This is a genomic window from Coprococcus sp. AM97-35, assembly GCF_027697525.1.
GTDB lineage: Bacteria > Bacillota > Clostridia > Lachnospirales > Lachnospiraceae > Allocoprococcus > Allocoprococcus comes.
In genome coordinates, this window is sequence record NZ_JAQESL010000010.1 from 21,455 (window position 1) to 40,476 (window position 19,022).

The 19,022-nt window shown below is 43.2% G+C and carries 15 protein-coding genes; 11 read left to right on the plus strand and 4 right to left on the minus strand.

Annotated features, from left to right (window positions below):
* Nucleotides 1-11: 11 nt before the first annotated feature.
* The 11 genes from PG840_RS09215 (at nt 12) to PG840_RS09265 (ending at nt 13,962) form a co-directional block, all read left to right on the plus strand.
* Nucleotides 12-503 carry a LeuD/DmdB family oxidoreductase small subunit gene (locus PG840_RS09215; protein WP_008371705.1) on the plus strand — a complete coding sequence of 164 codons (492 nt, stop codon included), beginning with the start codon at nt 12-14 and terminating at the stop codon, nt 501-503.
* A gap of 17 nt (nt 504-520) precedes the next feature.
* Nucleotides 521-1,765: a 3-isopropylmalate dehydratase large subunit gene (locus tag PG840_RS09220; RefSeq protein WP_195413280.1), complete on the plus strand. Its 1,245-nt coding sequence runs from the start codon at nt 521-523 to the stop codon at nt 1,763-1,765.
* 11 nt (nt 1,766-1,776) lie between these two features.
* Nucleotides 1,777-2,655 carry an NAD(P)-dependent oxidoreductase gene (locus PG840_RS09225; protein WP_022220458.1) on the plus strand — a complete coding sequence of 293 codons (879 nt, stop codon included), beginning with the start codon at nt 1,777-1,779 and terminating at the stop codon, nt 2,653-2,655.
* A gap of 457 nt (nt 2,656-3,112) precedes the next feature.
* Nucleotides 3,113-4,504 (plus strand): asparagine--tRNA ligase, encoded by a 1,392-nt coding sequence (gene asnS / locus PG840_RS09230; protein WP_173685934.1) that lies wholly within the window; start codon nt 3,113-3,115, stop codon nt 4,502-4,504.
* A gap of 109 nt (nt 4,505-4,613) precedes the next feature.
* The gene (gene vanR / locus PG840_RS09235) at nt 4,614-5,303 is read left to right on the plus strand and encodes a VanR-ABDEGLN family response regulator transcription factor (protein WP_008371692.1); all 690 of its coding nucleotides are present in this window, start codon (nt 4,614-4,616) and stop codon (nt 5,301-5,303) included.
* A complete protein-coding gene (locus PG840_RS09240; protein WP_270205680.1) occupies nt 5,293-6,522 on the plus strand; it encodes a sensor histidine kinase in 1,230 nt (409 codons plus the stop codon). The genes vanR and PG840_RS09240 overlap by 11 nt, the downstream gene beginning before the upstream one ends.
* The gene (locus PG840_RS09245; RefSeq protein ID WP_270205679.1) at nt 6,428-7,489 is read left to right on the plus strand and encodes a metallophosphoesterase family protein; all 1,062 of its coding nucleotides are present in this window, start codon (nt 6,428-6,430) and stop codon (nt 7,487-7,489) included. The genes PG840_RS09240 and PG840_RS09245 overlap by 95 nt, the downstream gene beginning before the upstream one ends.
* The gene (locus tag PG840_RS09250; protein ID WP_270613546.1) at nt 7,486-9,039 is read left to right on the plus strand and encodes an ATP-binding protein; all 1,554 of its coding nucleotides are present in this window, start codon (nt 7,486-7,488) and stop codon (nt 9,037-9,039) included. The genes PG840_RS09245 and PG840_RS09250 overlap by 4 nt, the downstream gene beginning before the upstream one ends.
* A 20-nt stretch (nt 9,040-9,059) precedes the next feature.
* Nucleotides 9,060-10,067: a LacI family DNA-binding transcriptional regulator gene (locus PG840_RS09255; RefSeq protein WP_117559018.1), complete on the plus strand. Its 1,008-nt coding sequence runs from the start codon at nt 9,060-9,062 to the stop codon at nt 10,065-10,067.
* A gap of 218 nt (nt 10,068-10,285) precedes the next feature.
* Nucleotides 10,286-11,959: a glycoside hydrolase family 13 protein gene (locus tag PG840_RS09260; protein WP_270205677.1), complete on the plus strand. Its 1,674-nt coding sequence runs from the start codon at nt 10,286-10,288 to the stop codon at nt 11,957-11,959.
* 11 nt (nt 11,960-11,970) lie between these two features.
* Complete coding sequence (locus PG840_RS09265) at nt 11,971-13,962, plus strand: glycoside hydrolase family 31 protein (protein ID WP_270205676.1); 1,992 nt, start codon at nt 11,971-11,973, stop codon at nt 13,960-13,962.
* A 93-nt stretch (nt 13,963-14,055) separates the two neighbouring features.
* On the opposite strand, the gene PG840_RS09270 is transcribed toward PG840_RS09265, so the two are convergent.
* The 4 genes from PG840_RS09270 to murC all read right to left on the minus strand — a co-directional run bounded on the left by PG840_RS09270 (nt 14,056) and on the right by murC (nt 18,854).
* Nucleotides 14,056-15,243 (minus strand): ribose-phosphate pyrophosphokinase, encoded by a 1,188-nt coding sequence (locus PG840_RS09270; protein ID WP_055261717.1) that lies wholly within the window; start codon nt 15,241-15,243, stop codon nt 14,056-14,058.
* Nucleotides 15,243-16,238, minus strand: a complete 996-nt coding sequence (locus PG840_RS09275; protein ID WP_117824499.1) for an ATP-binding protein — start codon at nt 16,236-16,238, stop codon at nt 15,243-15,245. The genes PG840_RS09270 and PG840_RS09275 overlap by 1 nt, the downstream gene beginning before the upstream one ends.
* 14 nt (nt 16,239-16,252) lie before the next feature.
* Nucleotides 16,253-17,353, minus strand: coding sequence for a DnaD domain protein (locus PG840_RS09280; protein ID WP_270205675.1), 1,101 nt, complete (start codon nt 17,351-17,353; stop codon nt 16,253-16,255).
* A gap of 121 nt (nt 17,354-17,474) precedes the next feature.
* Complete coding sequence (murC, locus tag PG840_RS09285; RefSeq protein WP_117559023.1) at nt 17,475-18,854, minus strand: UDP-N-acetylmuramate--L-alanine ligase; 1,380 nt, start codon at nt 18,852-18,854, stop codon at nt 17,475-17,477.
* Between the last annotated feature and the right edge of the window lie 168 nt (nt 18,855-19,022).

Genomic DNA, 19,022 nt, shown 5'->3' on the forward strand with positions numbered 1-19,022 from the left:
GGTGACATAAGATGGATAAATTTACAGGACGTGTATGGGTTCTTGGAGATGACATTGATACCGATATCATCATTCCAACTGAATACCTTGCACTCAAGACAATCGATGATATGAAGCAGTATGGCTTTTCTCCTCTTCGTCCGGAACTTGCCGGACAGATCCAGAAGGGGGATATCATTGTAGCAGGAAAGAACTTTGGTTGCGGTTCGTCAAGAGAACAGGCACCGGAGATCATCAAGGCAATGGGTGTGCAGTGTGTGATCGCCAAATCATTTGCAAGGATCTTTTTCCGTAATTCGATCAACAACGGACTTCTTCTGATTGAACAGCCGGATCTTTATGATGATATGAAAGAGGGCGACGAGATCACGGTAGTGATGAATGAGCATGTGGATTATAATGGCAAGGAATATCCGATTGCTTCTCTGCCGGAGAATCTGATGAGCATTATTCAGGCTGGCGGTCTGGTAAAAGCCATGCGCAAGCTGAATGGACTGGATTAACCGGAAAGGAGAAGAAAATGGGCGAGACGATTATTGAAAAAATTATCAGACACAATACAGGAAAAGCCGTAAAGCCGGGAGACATTGTGACGGTTAACGTTGACCGCGTGATGATCCATGATATTTTCATCCCCTTTGTGGCTGAAAAATTTGAAGAAATGGGATTTATGAAACTGCATGATCCGGACAAGGTTGTTCTGATCTATGATCATCTGGTTCCGGCAAGTCAGCAGGATGATACCAGACATTTTCGTACCGGAGATGCATTTGCAGATAAATACGGACTTACACATGTACACAGAAGTGACGGAATCTGCCATCAGCTGATGACAGAGGCTGGCTATGTTAAACCGGGTGATATCGCATTCGGAACCGACAGCCATACCACAACTTATGGTTGTGTTGGAGCATTTTCATCTGGTATCGGTTATACCGAGATGGCAAGTATCCTTGGAACCGGAACGATGTGGATCAAGGTACCGGAGACGATCAAAGTTGTGATCGATGGTGAACTTCCGGAAAATGTTATGTCAAAGGATATCATCTTACGACTGATCGGTGATTTAAGAGCAGACGGTGCTACTTACAGAGCACTTGAATTTGCCGGAAGCACCATTGAAAATATGACAGTTGCAAGCCGTATGACAATGGCAAACATGGCAATCGAAGCAGGAGCAAAATGCGCACTTTTCACACCGGATGAGAAAACTGCCGAGTATTGCAATATTGAATTAAATGATTATCAGAAGAGTCTGGTTGGTGATCCGGATGCAACTTATATGAGAACGATCACTTATAAAGCAGAGGACTTTGTACCGGTTATGGCCCTTCCGTCACAGGTTGACAAAATCAGAAATGTATCCGAGGTAGAAGGAACCGAGATCGATCAGGTATTTATCGGCTCTTGCACAAACGGACGTCTGGAGGATCTTCAGGCAGCAGCAGAAGTGTTAAAGGGCAAAAAAGTTGCGGATTTTGTAAAACTGATCGTGACTCCGGCGAGCCGTAAGATCTACAAACAGGCAGCAGATATGGGAATCCTTACGACTTTATCTGAGGCAGGTGCGATCATTACCCATCCGGGTTGCGGACTTTGCTGTGGACGTACCGGAGGAATTCTGTCAGACGGAGAACGTGTGGTTGCAACCAACAACCGTAACTTCCTTGGACGTATGGGAACTTCTAAGGTCGAGATTTATCTGGCATCTCCGAAAACAGCGGCAAGCTGCGCGGTGGCAGGAAAGATTGTAAGTCCAAAGTAGAGGAGTTCACTATGAAAAAAATTGGATTTATCGGTGTTGGCATCATGGGAAAATCCATGGTGCGCAACCTTATGAAAACAGGATATGAACTGCATATTTACGCAAGAACAAAAGCGAAAGTCGATGATGTGATCAGCGAGGGTGCAATTTTCCATGAATCTATCAAAGAATGTGTACCTGGATGTGATGCAGTGATCACCATCGTTGGTTTTCCGAGAGATGTGGAAGAGGTTTACTTCGATGAAGGCGGTATTCTGGAAAATGCAGATCCGGGAACCTATCTGATCGATATGACAACTACAAGCCCGATGCTTGCAGAAAAGATTTCAAAAGAGGGCACAGAAAAAGGATTCCATGTGCTGGATGCGCCTGTAACAGGTGGGGATACCGGAGCAAAAAACGCTACATTATCCATCCTTGTCGGCGGCGAGAAAGAAGATTATGAAGCTTGTATGGAGCTTTTCAAAGCAATGGGAACAAACATCAATTATCAGGGAAAAGCCGGATGTGGACAGCATGCAAAGCTTGCTAATCAGATTATGATCGCCGGTGCCTTAAGTGGTGTATGTGAGGCCTTTTCCTATGCGCAGGCCAAAGGACTGGATCTGAATGTCCTTTTTGATTCGGTCTCTACCGGGGCAGCAGGAAGCAAACAGTTGGATGCTTTCGGACCAAAGATCATTGCCGGAGATTATGCACCTGGATTCTTTATGAAGCATTTCATCAAGGATATGAAGCTTGCGCTGACTGAGGCGAATATGAGCGGACTGAGTCTTGAGGTGCTGAGTCTGGTACTGTCAAATTATGAAGAGTTGGCACAGGAAGGGCTTGGAGATCTTGGGACACAGGCGCTGATCAAGTATTATGACGTGCAGGATGTAGAAGAATAGGATATAACGAGAAAACCCGCTGATCTTTCGACCAGCGGGTTTTCTTGTGCTTTTTATTTAATTTCTAAAGGAATGAGAGTAAAGTGCGGCAATCGGGGTAACCCGATTGCGCTTACTTTATGAGGGGGGAGATAGTTGTTTATCAACTATCTGACTCTTAGTATACAGATAAATTGTGTTCAAAATATGTCTATATCATAAAAGAAAAAGAAAATTTCTTAAGGAAAAATGAACTATCGATTAAGGAATATTGATTAGAGTACAATAAAAAAATCATTGCGAAAGTACTTTCAAATGTAATCAGATTCTTTTTACATCGTTGCAACTGCGGTAGTTTAATGGTATACTGGACATATTGCAAAAGTAGAAAATGGCAGCAGAAGCTGTCGGCAATGTTTACAAGGCTCATTGGGGTTATGTGAAATATATAAGAGAGTAATACGGAGGAACAGAACAGATGGATTTGGTAACAGTAAGAGAATTATACAGAAACAGAGAGGAATATCTGGATAAAGAAGTGACCATCGGGGGATGGGTGCGCAGTATCCGTGATTCTAAGACATTTGGATTTATCGTTGTAAATGATGGATCTTTCTTTGAAAACCTTCAGGTAGTATATCATGATAATATGGAGAACTTTGGCGAAATTTCCAAGCTGAATGTTGGTGCGGCAATCATTGTAAAAGGAACACTTGTCGCAACACCACAGGCAAAGCAGCCATTTGAGATCCAGGCAACAGAAGTTGTTGTAGAAGGTACCTCTGCACCGGATTATCCGCTTCAGAAAAAACGTCACAGCTTTGAATATTTAAGAAGTATTGCACATCTCCGCCCGAGAACTAATACTTTCCAGGCAGTATTCAGAGTTCGTTCCCTGACCGCATATGCGATCCACAAATTTTTTCAGGAGAGAGGATTTGTATATGTACACACACCGCTGATCACAGGAAGTGACTGTGAGGGTGCAGGAGAGATGTTCCAGGTGACAACCATGGATCTGAACAACGTACCGAAGAACGCAGACGGAAGCGTGGATTATTCCAAGGATTTCTTCGGAAAAGAGACAAACCTTACGGTAAGTGGACAGCTGAACGGTGAGACTTACGCGCAGGCATTCCGCAACATTTACACATTCGGACCGACATTCCGTGCAGAAAACTCGAACACCACACGTCATGCAGCAGAGTTCTGGATGATCGAGCCTGAGATCGCATTTGCAGATCTGGAAGATGACATGATCCTTGCAGAAAACATGCTGAAATATGTTATCCGCTACGTGATGGAAAACGCTCCGGAAGAGATGAATTTCTTCAATTCTTTCGTAGACAAAGGACTGATTGACCGTCTGAACAACGTTGTAAATTCTGATTTCGCAAGAGTTACTTACACAGAAGCAATCGAAATCCTTGAAAAGCACAATGACAAATTTGAATACAAAGTATCATGGGGAGCAGATCTGCAGACAGAGCATGAACGTTATCTGACAGAAGAGATCTACAAACGTCCGGTATTCGTTACCGATTATCCGAAGGAGATCAAAGCTTTTTACATGAAGATGAATGATGATAACAAGACCGTAGCAGCAGTTGACTGTCTGGTTCCTGGAATCGGTGAGATCATTGGAGGAAGCCAGAGAGAGGACGACTACGATAAGCTTGTTGCAAGAATGAAAGAGCTTGGACTTAAGGAAGAAGATTACGGATTCTATCTGGATCTGAGAAAGTACGGATCTACAAGACATGCAGGATTCGGACTTGGATTTGAGAGATGCATCATGTATCTTACAGGAATGTCCAACATTCGTGACGTAATTCCGTTCCCAAGAACTGTGAATAACTGCGAACTGTAAAAAAGAAGAATGAAGAAAAAGGGGACCGGGAACTGCATCAAAAGGGTGTGTTTTCCGGTCTGCTGTTTTATACGCAAATCTTTCTATATACGGAAAGGAAAAGTGAAATATGAATATTTTAGTTGTAGATGATGAAAAAGAAATTGCGGATGTCGTAGAATTATATCTGCAAAATGAATACCATGTTTTGAAATTTTACACAGGGCAGGAAGCATTGGAATGTATTGAGAAGACAAATGTGGATCTGGCGATCCTGGATGTGATGCTGCCGGATATTGACGGTTTCACGATTCTGAGAAAGATCCGTGAGAAATACACATTTCCGGTGATTATGTTGACCGCGAAGACGGAGTACCGGGACAAGATCACCGGGCTTACGATGGGGGCTGACGACTATATTCCGAAACCATTCAACCCGCTGGAGCTGGTAGCGAGAGTGAAAGCACAGATGCGCAGATACACGCAGTACAACGATGGTAAGAAAAGTGATTCTGAGAATATCATTGATTTTGCAGGACTCTTGTTAAATAAAGAATCCCACGAATGCATCTATAATGAGCAGTCTCTTCCGCTGACACCAACGGAATTTGAGATTCTGTGGATTCTTTGTGAGAATCGCGGAAAGGTGATCAGCTCACAAAGATTATTTGAAGAGGTCTGGCATGAAGAGTATCTGAAGAACAGCAACAATACGGTGATGGTACATATCCGGCATCTGCGTGAGAAATTGAGTAAACCGACTGGAAAATCAGATCTTATCAAGACTGTCTGGGGAGTGGGATACAAAATTGAAGAATAATTACAGAAAATTAAAACTGAGCATATTGCTTCAGACGGTTTTTATTACGGCCCTGACGGTGCTGGTTGGCAGATTTATTCTGGAGTATTTTATCGATGGTATTTATAATGACAGCTTTGCCAATGGCTTTTTGCGAATATTGGAAGCTTTTCATGTGAGTGAAGAGACCGCAACATCTTTGTATTGGCAGTGGATCGGCAATAATAAAGTGTTCTTTATGATCCTCGGTTTTTTACTTTTATTTTCGTTGTTTTTTTATGTGGCACTTTCAAAAATGACGCGTTATCTGGAACAGGTAGAAGATGGGATTGAAAATATTATTTCAGCGTCTGACCAGCCAATCCGGTTGATTACGGAGTTAAAACCAATCGAGGATCGTCTCAATGAGATTAAAGAGACATTAAGGAGCCAGGAGGAAGAGGCAGAAAAGCTTGAGCAGAGGAAAAATGATGTCCTGCTTTTTCTGGCACATGATTTAAAAACACCGCTTACTTCTGTGGTGGCGTATCTGAGTATGCTGGATTCTCATCCGGAGATGCCGGCAGAGGAGCGCGCCAAATATACGCAGATATCTCTGGAGAAGGCGAATCGACTGGGGGATCTTTTGAAAGAGTTTTTTGAAAGTATAAAGTTGAATCTGCAGGATATTGAACTGGATAAGGTAGATATTGATCTGACCATGATGCTGGAACAGATTGCAGACGAACTCTATGGGGTACTTCAGGAGAAGATGCTTACCTGCAAGGTGGAAGCAGAGGAAGAAATCCTGATCGAGGGAGATCCGGATAAGCTTGCCAGGGTTTTTGATAATATTCTGCGAAATGCCATAGCATACTGCCGGGAGAAAAGTGTGCTTCTGATCCAGGCTGCCAAGGAGGAGAACCAGGTAAGAATCTGTTTTGAAAATGAAGGAGATACGATACCGGAAGAGAGCCTGAAGAGGATCTTTGATAAATTTTATCGCGCGGATGCGTCGAGATCCAGCAGTACCGGAGGAGCAGGGCTGGGGCTTGCCATTGCAAAAGAGATTGTAGAGCTGCACAAGGGACAGATCATTGCCGAGAGCAGTGAGGGAAAGACACGTTTTATCGTGACACTTCCCCTTAAAGGAGGAGTAGAAAGTAATGAAATTCATACACACAGCGGACATTCATCTGGGGGCAGAGCCGGACGCAGGAAGTTCTTACACCGCAAAGCGGCCGGAAGAACTGTGGAATAGCTTTGAGCGTCTTTTAAATATCTGTGAAGAAGAACAGACAGATCTTCTTCTGATCGCAGGGGATCTGTTTCACAGACAGCCGCTTTTAAGAGAGCTGAAGGAACTGGATTATTTATTTTCCAGACTGACACATACACAGGTCGTGCTGATGGCGGGCAACCATGATTACCTGAAAAGTACGTCCTATTACCGGAATTATAAATGGCAGGGACCGGTGCACATGTTTTTGTCTCAGAAACCTGCCTGTATGGAATTTAAAGAGCTTGGAGTCCGCATATACGGACTCAGCTATGAGGAACGGGAGATCACAGAACCGCTTTATGAGAAAATCCTTCCGGAAAAAAGAGGAATAGCCTCCATCCTTCTGGCCCATGGCGGCGATGAAAAGCATATCCCGTTCCGAAAGAACGAATTACTGAAGCTGGGATATGATTATATTGCTCTTGGGCACATTCATCTTCCGGCAGAGCTTGCAAAGGACCGGATGTATTACGCAGGATCCCTGGAGCCTACAGATAAAAATGACACCGGGAAGCATGGTTATATCAAAGGGGAGATTAAAAATGGAAGAACCCGGACGGAATTTATTCCTTTTGCATCCAGAGAATATGTGCATATGGAAGTAGAAGCAGGAAGAGAGATGACCGGACGGGAAATGAAAGAAAAAATTTCCCTTTCCATACGGGAAAGAGGTATACAGAACATTTATAAAATCATTCTGCGGGGATTTCGGGATCCGGATATGATCTATGATACCGACCGGATGGATTCCTATGGAAATATTGTCGAAATCCTGGATGAAACAAAGCCGGCATATGATTATGAAAAGTTGAAAAAACAAAATGCAGGAAATCTTCTGGGCTGGTACATAGAAAGTTTTGCAGAAGCAAAGGATGACAGTGTGGAGTCAATCGCATTGGCTGAGGGAGTACAGGCCATGCTGGAGGCAAAGGGGAGCAAATTATGAAGATAACAGAACTGATCCTGAAGAATTTCGGTAAGTTCACGAATAAGCAGATCCTGCTTACGGATGGGATCAATATTATTTACGGAGAAAACGAATCGGGAAAAACAACGCTGCATATCTTTCTGAAGGGAATGCTTTTTGGAATGGAAAGAAAGCGCGGGCGTGCCGCCGCAACAGATACATTCCGTACCTATGAGCCTTGGGAGAATCCAAACTTTTATGCGGGAATCCTGCGGTTTACCTGTGGCGGTCGAAAATTCCTGCTGGAACGAAATTTCGATCGGTATGCGAAAGGCGGCTCTCTGATCTGTGAAGATGATGGAGAAGAATTGTCACTTGAGCATGGGGATCTGGAAGTTCTGTTAGGTGGTATGACAGAAAGTGATTATGAAAATACAGTTTCGATAGGACAGCTCCGGGTACAGACCGGAGAAATACTGGCGGCGGAGCTGAAGAATTATGCGGCAAATTATTATGCAACCGGGAACAGCGAGATTGACCTCGAAGGGGCGCTTGCCCTTTTAAAAGAGCGGAAGAAAGAGCTGGAAAAAGAAGAACGTGAAAAGAGGCAGCTGATCAGCGAAAAGAAAGAGCGGGCAGAGATGGAGGCATCCTATGTCTGGCGGGATCTGCATCAGTTAGAAAATGAAGCGGAACAGCTGAAAAGAAGCTGTGAAGAGAAACGCAGAGAATGGGAAAGCTGGGTAAATGAAGATAAAAAGCGGAAGAAACGGGAAGAGGCAGCAGGATATTTTGCCGGGTGGAGGATTCATCCACTGGAGGCAGTGAGTATGCTGGGGGCATTTTTTGTGACTTTTCTGCTTTTTCATAAGCCGTGGAATTTTCTTGTGGCAATCGTGGTGGCACTGGCTGAAGGGCTGTATGTCTGGAATTGTCTGAAAGATGGAAAGAAGAAAAAGAAAGCCAGATTACAGGAGATAAAAGAACAGGGCATTTCTCTCAAGGCAGATTATGAGAGGCAGAAAGGAAAGCTTGCAAAAGTACAGGAAACCTATCATGAAAAAGAAGTGTTGTATGAAAATCTGCAGGAACGAGTCGGCGAGTTCGATGAGATGAACAGTGAAGAGATAGAGCGATTAAAAAACAAGCAGGGTGTTGAACTTGCTATGGAACAGTTGACCAGACTTGCCGCACAGATGCAGAGCCGGACAAGCGATCTTATGAATACAGAAGTATCTGCAGTCATGGATGCCATCACAGATGGAAAATATAACAGACTCTGGGTAGACGAAAATCTGCATGTGCAGCTTATGAGTAATGGGAAAAAGATATCCATGGATCAGGTGAGCCGGGGAACCCTGGAGCAGATCTATTTTGCAATCCGGATGGCGGCTACAAAAATTCTCCACGAGGAAGAATGTCCGATAATCCTGGATGATGCATTTGGCTATTATGATGACAGGAGACTTATCCAGACACTTCGCTGGCTGAAAGACAGTAAGCGGCAGGTGATCATATTCAGCTGCCAGAAGAGAGAGATGGAAATGCTGGAAAAGATGGGGTGTGGATATCATAAGATAATGTTGTAAAGAAAGAGGAGGAAGATTTTATGATTCGGCTTCAGGATATTGCAGAAATGGCAGGTGTCAGCCGTACTACGGTATCTAATGTTATAAATGGCAATACCAAAAGAGTTTCCCAGAAAACGATTGATAAAATCACGACTATTCTTAAAGAACAGAACTATGTTCCGCATATGGGTTCCGTGATGCTTTCCGGCCATGGTTCCAGAATTATAGGTGTAGTACTCGGATTTTCTTATGCCCATGGTATGCAGTCACTTCAGGATCCATTTGTGGGAGAACTGATCGGAACGATTCAGATGGAAACGGAAGAAAATGGATATTATGTTATGCTTATTGGCGGTGAAAGTATTCAGAATGTAGTGGATATTGCCTCAAAATGGAATGTAGAGGGATTGCTTATCCTTGGCTACAATGAAGAACAGTATCGCAGGCTTTCGCGCAGATTAAACAAGAAAATGATTCTGATCGATGCTTATCCGGAAGGTGCTTATACCTTCCAGAATGTCGGTATAGATGATTATTCGGGAGGGTATCAGATTGGAGAATACCTGTATTCCTGTGGATATAAGAAAGCATTGTTTGTTGCGGAAACGGAGAGAGACAGTGATTACTATCGGTGGATGGGATTCAAACAGGCGATGGAAAAATCGGGGGGATTCTGCAGTCGCTCCCGATATATAATTATTCCGAGTGAAAAAAGATTGCGTCTCAGAAAATACAGAGAGCTTCTCCCACGTTTTTTAGAAGCAAAAGCACTTGCGTTTTCCTCAGATTATAATGCGATGGAAGCGATAAATTTCTTTTTTGATGAAGGCATCATGGTTCCAGATCAGATTTCTGTTACAGGATATGATGACAGTGTCTACGCAAGTATGGTTCGACCGAAACTGACAACGGTTCATCAGGATGTTCCGCAAAAGGCGCATGTGGCGCTGAAACGTCTGCTGAAATTAATTCAGGGAGAGACACTGGACGAATTAAATATAAAAAATCCAGTCTATCTGGTAAAGAGGGATTCTGTCAGGGAATGACAGGATCCTTTTTTCAACTTTGCATGTATACAGGTAAGCCGGTGGAATGGTCTGGTTGTTTTTGTGCAGACTGTATAAAAACAGGAAATAAACTTTGTTGTCTTTTATAGTTTCGCGAGAAACCTCTTGATTTTGCTAAGATGTATGGGGTATCATGAATAGTGTTATTACAGGAGCGGTTAAATAATACTAAACAATTATAAACGAGGAGATTTGGCATGGAGAAAAAATGGTGGAAAGAAAGTGTAGTATATCAGATATATCCAAAGAGTTTTAAAGACAGTAACGGTGATGGTGTGGGAGATATCAGAGGAATCATACAGAAACTGGATTACCTCAAAGAACTTGGGGTAAATGTATTGTGGATTTCTCCGATGCTGGAATCACCTCAGGACGATAATGGTTACGATATTTCTGATTACCGCAGAATTTATGAAGAATATGGAACGATGGAGGATTACGAGGAATTGTTGTGTGAAGCACACAAAAGATCCATCAGGATTCTGATGGATCTCGTAGTCAACCATACTTCAGATGAACATAACTGGTTTATTGAAAGCAGAAAATCAAAAGATAATCCATATCGTGATTATTATATCTGGAAAGATCCGGTAAACGGAAAAGAACCTAATAACTGGGGCGGAGTATTTGGCGGTTCTGCATGGGAATATGATCCGCAAACTCAGATGTATTATCTGCATCTGTTTTCAAAAAAACAGCCGGATCTCAATTGGGAAAATGAAAAAGTACGCCAGGAAGTTTATGACATGATGAAATTCTGGTGTGAAAAAGGAATCGATGGCTTCCGAATGGATGTTATCAGTATGATTTCCAAAGATCAGAGATTTCCGGACGGAGAAATGAATAACGGTCTTTATGGGGACTTTGGACCATATTGTGTACATGGTCCAAGGATCCACGAATTCCTTCAGGAAATGAATCAAAAAGTTCTTTCAAAATATGATATCATGACAGTCGGTGAGACCGCAGGAGTCACAATAGAAGAAGCACAGAAATATGCGGGTGATGACCGAAATGAATTGAACATGGTATTCCAATTCGAGCATGTGGAGAGTGGATGCGGAGATTATGGAAAGTGGACGACTGCAAGATATGACTTCAAAGAGTTCAAAAATATTATGATCAAATGGCAGGAAGAACTTCAGGGGAAGGCGTGGAACAGTTTGTTTTTAGGGAATCATGATCAACCGAGAAGTGTCAGCCGTTTTGGAAATGACAATCCGGTATACAGAGAAACTTCTGCAAAAATGCTGGCGACCTGTATTCATATGATGCAGGGAACGCCATATGTATATCAGGGTGAAGAGCTTGGTATGACAAACATTTACTTTGACAAACTGGAAGATTACCGTGATATTGAAAGTATTAATTACTTTGAAGAGTTTACGGAATCAGGTCTTATGACTCCGGAACACATGATGAAATGTCTGATGCTGAGAAGCCGTGACAATGCGAGAACTCCGATGCAGTGGGACGACAGTAAACAGGCTGGATTCACAGAGGGCGAGCCGTGGATCAAAGTGAATCCGAACTACAAGAAGATCAATGCAGCACAGCAGCTTGAAGATCCGGATTCTGTTTTCCACTACTATCAGAAACTGATCCGATTGCGTAAAGAAAAAGACATTATTGTTTATGGTGAATTTGAACCTCTTTACCGTGCGGATGAACAGATTTTTGCGTACACAAGAAAACAGGATCAGGAAAAGCTTCTGACTGTCTGCAACTTCAGCGATAAGAATGCAGAAGTAGAAGTGCCGGAAGAATTTAAAGGCGCAGAGTGTCTGATCACAAACCTTGGAAGAAAAGAATTTGAAGGAAAAATTGTTCTGAATCCATATGAAGCATTTGTACTATATTATAAACACTAGGTGATAAAGAAATGATTAGAAAATATAGATATGGAACTCCGTTTGATACGGAGGCACTGACTGAAAAGATTGAAACAACAGAGGGCGTTTTCCCGTATGGAGAGGTCAGTCAGGAGGAAGGATTTGTTTTTACTTATATCATGGATGAAGATGACATTGTCTATGGTCTGGGTGAAGCCAATCGTGGAATCAACAAGAGAGGGTACTGTTATATCAGTAATTGTACAGATGATCCGGTACACACAGAGGACAAGCGTTCTCTGTACGGAGCCCACAACTTCATTGTTGTGAGCGGAAAGAGGACGTTTGGATTATTTTTCGACTATCCCTCAAAACTGACCTTTGATATTGGATATGACAGAGAGGATACCCTTAAGGTATCTTGCGAAAATGCTGATTTGGATATCTACGTGCTTGAAGGTAAGAATGCTTATGATATCGTAAAACAGTTCCGCCACGTAATCGGACGCAGCTATATCCCACCGAAGTTTGCTTTTGGTTTCGGACAGAGCCGCTGGGGTTATACGACGAAAGAAGATTTCCGTACTGTCGCAAAAGGATATCGGGAGAATCATATTCCGATCGATATGATTTACATGGATATTGACTATATGCAGTCATTCAAAGATTTCACAGTGAGTGAAGAAAATTTCCCGGATTTTCCGGAATTTGTAAAGGAAATGAACGACCAGAGTATTCGTCTGATTCCGATCATTGATGCCGGTGTCAAGGTTGAGCCGGGATATGAGATTTACGAGGAAGGTGTCAAAAACAACTATTTCTGCAAGAGAGAAGACGGAAGTGATTTTGTTGCAGCTGTATGGCCGGGAGATACCCATTTTCCGGATATGCTGAATCCGGAAGCCAGAAAATGGTTCGGAGACAAATATCGTTTTCTGATCGAACAGGGAATAGAAGGTTTCTGGAATGATATGAACGAGCCTGCGATCTTTTATTCTTCCGAAGGCCTTGCAGAGGCAAGAGAACTTGCCGGAGAGTTTGCAAAGGATACCGAAGGCAAGACCCATCCCTGGGAAATGCAGGACAAGATGCTCAGTATTGCAAATAATCCGGAAGACTATAAAAGATTTTATCACAATGTGGATGGCAAAAAGATCCGCCATGACAAAGTACATAATCTTTTTGGCTATAATATGACAAGAGCGGCCGGAGAAGCGTTTGAACGCATTGACCCGGAAAAACGTTTTCTGATGTTTTCCAGATCTTCTTACATCGGAATGCATCGTTATGGCGGAATTTGGACCGGAGATAATAAATCCTGGTGGTCACATATCCTTCTTAACCTGAAGATGCTGCCGTCTCTGAACATGTGTGGTTTCCTGTATACAGGTGCTGACCTTGGAGGTTTTGGTGCTGATACAACAAGAGAATTGCTGCTACGTTTTCTCGCACTTGGTGTATTTACACCACTGATGCGTAATCATTCGGCGACGGGGACAAGAGAGCAGGAGTGTTATCAATTCGAAAATATCGAGGATTTCCGTGCTGTCATTAACACCAGATATCGTCTTGTGCCGTATCTGTACAGCGAGTATATGAAAGCTGCGCTGAGTGATGATATGTATTTTAAGCCTTTAGGGTTTGTTTATCCGGATGACAAGAGAGCAATCCGCGTAGAGGATCAGCTGATGCTCGGAAACGAGATTATGATTGCTCCGGTTTATGAGCAGAACGCAAGAGGCCGTTATGTTTATCTGCCGGAAGAAATGAAATTTGTCAAGTTCCTGCCGGATGGAAGCATTTCGGAAGAGATTCTCGCGAAAGGTATCCATTATGTAGATGTGGCATCAAATGAAGTACCGCTCTTCATTCGAAATGGTAAATGTATCCCGGTTGTAGAAGCAGCAGAGTGTGTGAAGAATATTGATACCGAACATCTGCAGCTTATCGGATACGAAAACAGTAGTTATACCATGTATGAGGATGATGGGATCCGCAAAGATTACGATAAAAAAGAGAATTACCGAGTATTCACAAATTAACGTTTAAGAGTAAAAAAATACTGCTTAGATATCAGAAAATGATATTCAAGCAGTATTTTTTGTCATACAGCGGAAAAATTTCGCTCGTATAAATTAATCGATCGCTTCCCCTTTTTTATATTTCTCAACTACATTCTGGATACGTTCGCTTGGATCAAGGATGCTGCTGATAGAAGCATCATGGTTCAGTGTATCGATCACCAGTGCGATGTACTTGCTCATGTCGCAGTTGATGTAGTAAGGACGGCTGAGCAGTTCCGGTGTCTGATAGATCAGGTTTGTTGTGAGGATTCCGTTGATCAGTCCTTCTTCGTAAGCCTGGTCGAATTTTTCCATACCGTTTGTGAAAAGTCCGAAGGTTGCAGCAGCGTAGATACGTTTTGCTTTACGCATCTTGAGCTGGCGTGCTACATCGAGGATACTGTCACCTGACGAAATCATATCATCGAGGATGATTACGTCTTTTCCTTCTACGGAAGAGCCAAGGAATTCGTGTGCTACGATCGGGTTACGTCCGTCTACGATGGTTGTGTAGTCACGGCGTTTGTAGAACATACCCATGTCGAGTCCGAGTACGTTGGCAAAGTAGATTGCACGTCCGGTTGCACCTTCATCCGGGCTGATCGCCATCATATGGTCAGCATCGATCTGAAGATCTGGTACATGCTTTAAAAGTCCTTTTACGAACTGGTAAGTCGGACGGATCGTCTCAAATCCGTTCAGCGGGATCGCATTCTGGACACGTGGGTCGTGTGCATCGAAAGTGATGATATTGTCAACACCCATGCGGACAAGCTCCTGCAGACCAAGTGCACAGTCCAGTGATTCACGGCCGCTTCTCTTGTGCTGGCGGCTTTCATACAGGAAAGGCATGATGACGTTCAGACGACGTGCTTTTCCTCCTACAGCGGCGATGACACGCTTCAGGTTCTGGAAATGGTCGTCCGGTGACATATGGTTGGTATTGCCGCTGAGCGAATAAGTCAGGCTGTAGTTGCAGACATCGACCATCAGATAAAGGTCTTTTCCTCGTACAGACTCATTGATAATACCTTTGGCTTCACCAGATCCAAAACGCGGTACCTTTGCGTTGATCAGATAGTTCGGCTTTTCGTAGCCGTTGAAAACAAGATTGTCTTTCTGGAAACGAGTCTCTTCCTTTCTCCATTTTACGAGATAGTCATTGACTTTATTTCCCATCTCTTCACAGCCGTCTACAGCAATAATGCCGAGAGAGCCAACTGGAATATTATCCAGAATTCGTTCACTTCGATGTAACATCAGTGTTCCTCCCTGTACATAAGTTTCTTTTGAATGCGGATATCATCACCGGCAAGGCGAAGTATCTTATAATGGTTGCTTATCCGGGAAAATGTACGTTCTGTATAGTTCGTCTTGATTTCCTCCAGAGTAAGATTAGTAGAAATGATCGTGGATTTCCTGTTCAGGATCCGATCATTTAAACACACAAAAAGCTGAGAAACGACAAAGTCTGTATTTCGTTCGGTTCCCAGGTCATCAATGATCAGCAGATCACACTGGTGGATCTGCTCATATAAAAGACAGCTCTCATCATTCCGGGTCAGTGCTTTTTCAAGGAGCGCATCGAAAAATTCAGAGGCAGTCAGGTAAAGAACGGAATGCAGAGAATCCATCACTTCTTTTGCAATGCAGTGACTGAGAAATGTCTTCCCAATACCAGTATTCCCAAAAAGGAGCAGATTACCATGTTCGGTATCAAAATTGTGGATGAAATTCATACATTCCTGATAAGCCCGCGTTGCAAGCTCGCGGGAATTCTGACCGGAAAGCCGGTCTCTATAATTGGATGAATAATAATCAAAATTAAAATGTTCAAAATTTTCCTGTTCGAGAAGCCCTTTTAAGTTGGACTGGGTGTAGAACAGATCAATGATCGCTTTTAAAAAGCAATGGCACTTTTTCGTGCCGACATAGCCGGTATCCTGACAGTCTGGACATTCAAAATGCTGTTCCAGATAGTCTTCCGGGAATCCGGCGTCGGAAAGGAGTCGGCGGCGTCTGTCAGAAAGAGACCGGATATCTTCCTTCAAAGAAGCGAGGGCAGTGTCATCGCCTGCGAGCAGCTTTTTCGCCTGATCAAGACTGGCAGAAGAAATAGAGGCATCAATCGATGCAAGCTCCGGAATCTTCTGGCAGGCACGTTCGTAGTGAAGATTCGCGAGGTCGCGGCTCTTCGCTCTTTTTTCTTCATATACGCGCATCAGCGCATTGTATTGTGAATTAGTTAACGGCACAGTGTTCCCCTTTCTTAGTTACTGCGTAATAATTCTTTGGTAAGCTCGTCCATATTGTAAGAACGTTCTTCAAAATTACGGAATTTGGAAGGCTGCTGGGCAGAAGGTGTACGGTTTTGCCCCGAAGGAGTTTTCCTCCGGTCTTTTTCCTGCTCAAAGGCAGAATCAAGACGCTCAACATCTGTCAGTGTACGAACGTTGCCCGTCTTCCAGTTTTCGAGAATCTTGTCAGTATATTCAAAACTTGGCTGGTGGATCGCACTGATGGTGCGGTTGCATGCTTCCAGAATGAGATCCAGTTCGAAATTCCCATCCTCCAGCCATTTGCGGATATAATCCAGTTCGGCAGATGCAGGTCCCCGCCCTTTGATGCCAAATGCATTCAGGATAGAATAGCAGGTTTTGTTGTAAAATGCAGAGGAATTACGTGCCTGATCGACGGTTGTAATATGTTCATCTGCCCATGAAAGTGCTACTTTCTGAATGTAATGCATGCTCTTATGTCCGTTCTCCACACAGTATTCGATCAGATACTCGATCAGGTCTGCGGAAAAACCAAGGGAATCATAAAAGTAGGTAATCGCATCAACATCGGTACGGGATAAGGTTTTGCCAAGATATTGTTCAGCAATAAAAAGAATCTGCTTTAATTCTCTTCTTGCAGCAAGGGAACGTCTTGATGCAGGAAGATTCTGACCGGCAGCTTTGTCTGAAACAGTGGTATTTCCATCAGACTGCGCGACCGGAGATTTTTCATGAACGGAAGCAGACTGTGCGGAAGGTGTATGGAAAGCCGCTTTGACAGGTGTCTGATGAGTTGGTGCTTTTCCGATACAGATTCCGGCGAGTTCATTTGTTTCGTCATATTCGAGAGAAAGAATTCCTTCTTTTTCCCAGTATTTGAGTGCGCGCAGGATATCGCCTTCGGTATTCTCCAGAAGGTCTGCCATCTGCGGGATATCCGGAAGCTGCTCCGGGATATTCTGATAACGGAGAAGAAGAAGATAGACTTTTACATATTCTCCGTTCGCAGATACCATATAATGATCGATAAAGTCATTCTCCACGATCGTTATGTTATTGTGGGAATGATTGCGCAAAATAAGTGCACTCATAATTTCCGCTTCCTTTCTTTTCTGACTTTGTTCATTATAACATCATCCCAGATTGTAAAAAAGAATTTTCTGACGGAAATTTTTGTTATTACAGATAAAATTTCGCAAATATTGGAGAAAATCAGGCTTTTAACAGGTCTTCCCCAATGGTTACAACATCTCCGGCACCCATTGTGATCAGAAGATCGCCAGGCTGGCAATGGGTGGTGACGAATTCTTCGATGGCTGCAAAGCTTGGCAGATAAGTTGCGTCACATCCATGTTCTTTGACTGCATCTGCAAGCTGTGCGGAAGAGATGCCTAAAGTATCTGTCTCACGCGCTGCATAGATGTCAGCAAGGATTACATGGTCTGCATGTGCGAGTGCTTCAGCAAATTCTGAGAATAATGCTTTTGTACGTGTATAAGTATGTGGCTGGAAAATACACCACAGCTTTTTATGTGGATAATGTGCAGCACTTTTCAGCGTTGCAGCAATCTCTGTCGGATGGTGTGCGTAATCATCAATGATGGTCACTCCGCCGACTTCACCTTTGTATTCAAAACGGCGGTCTGTTCCGTGGAAGGAAGCAAGACCTGTCTGGATCGTCTCCGCAGGAACACCAAGAATATCGGCAACTGCGATTGCCGCAAGTGCGTTATATACGTTGTGCTCACCGCCAACTGCAAGAGCGAGATGGGCAACATTCTGTCCGTTTTTTACGACATCGAAAGAGGCATTGCCCTGTTCGTTATAAGTAATATTGGCTGCACTGTAATCCAGGGAAGCTTCTTTGCCAAAAGTGATAACACGACAGGAAAGATCGGAGGTGATCTCTTCAATTTTATCAATATCTCCGTTGATGACGAGAGTTCCGTTTTCCGGAAGAAGCTTAGCAAAAAGGTGGAAAGAATTACGGATATCGTCCAGGTCTTTAAAAAAGTCCAGGTGATCCGCATCCACATTCAGAATAATACCGATTTTCGGGAAAAAGTGCAGGAAACTGTTGGTATATTCGCATGCCTCCGTAATAAAAAGGTCAGGTCCGCCGACACGGATATTGCCTTCGATCGCTTTCAGGATACCGCCGACAGAGATTGTCGGATCCAGGTCTGCTGCAAGAGCAATATGAGAAAGCATAGAGGTTGTGGTTGTCTTACCGTGTGTACCGGATATAGCAACCGGTGTCTTATAGTTAGTCATAAGCTGACCGAGTAATTCTGCTCTGGATAACATCGGAAGATTCTGACGCTTTGCTTCTGCAAATTCTTCGTTGTCTTCGTGGATCGCTGCGGTATAAACTACAAGGTCGATACCGTCTATAATATTGGAAGCTTTCTGACCGTAAAATACGGTTGCACCATTCTGAGACAGATGATCCGTAAGTGCCGATTCTTTGTTATCGGATCCGGATACTGTGAAGCCTTCTTCAAGAAGGATCTCAGCGAGTCCACTCATACTGATGCCGCCAATTCCGATGAAGTGGATATGGCAAGGCTGATTAAAATCAATTTTATACATAATGACACTTCCTGTTCTGTGAATTTGTTTCATAGTATTTGACTTACGTGCATAATTATAACATAGATAGGTCAAAAACCAAACCTTTTCTTTTTGTGATATTTCTATAAAAAAGATAGGTAAACAGAAATATTTTTGTAAAATATGTTCACTATATGTATGTAATAT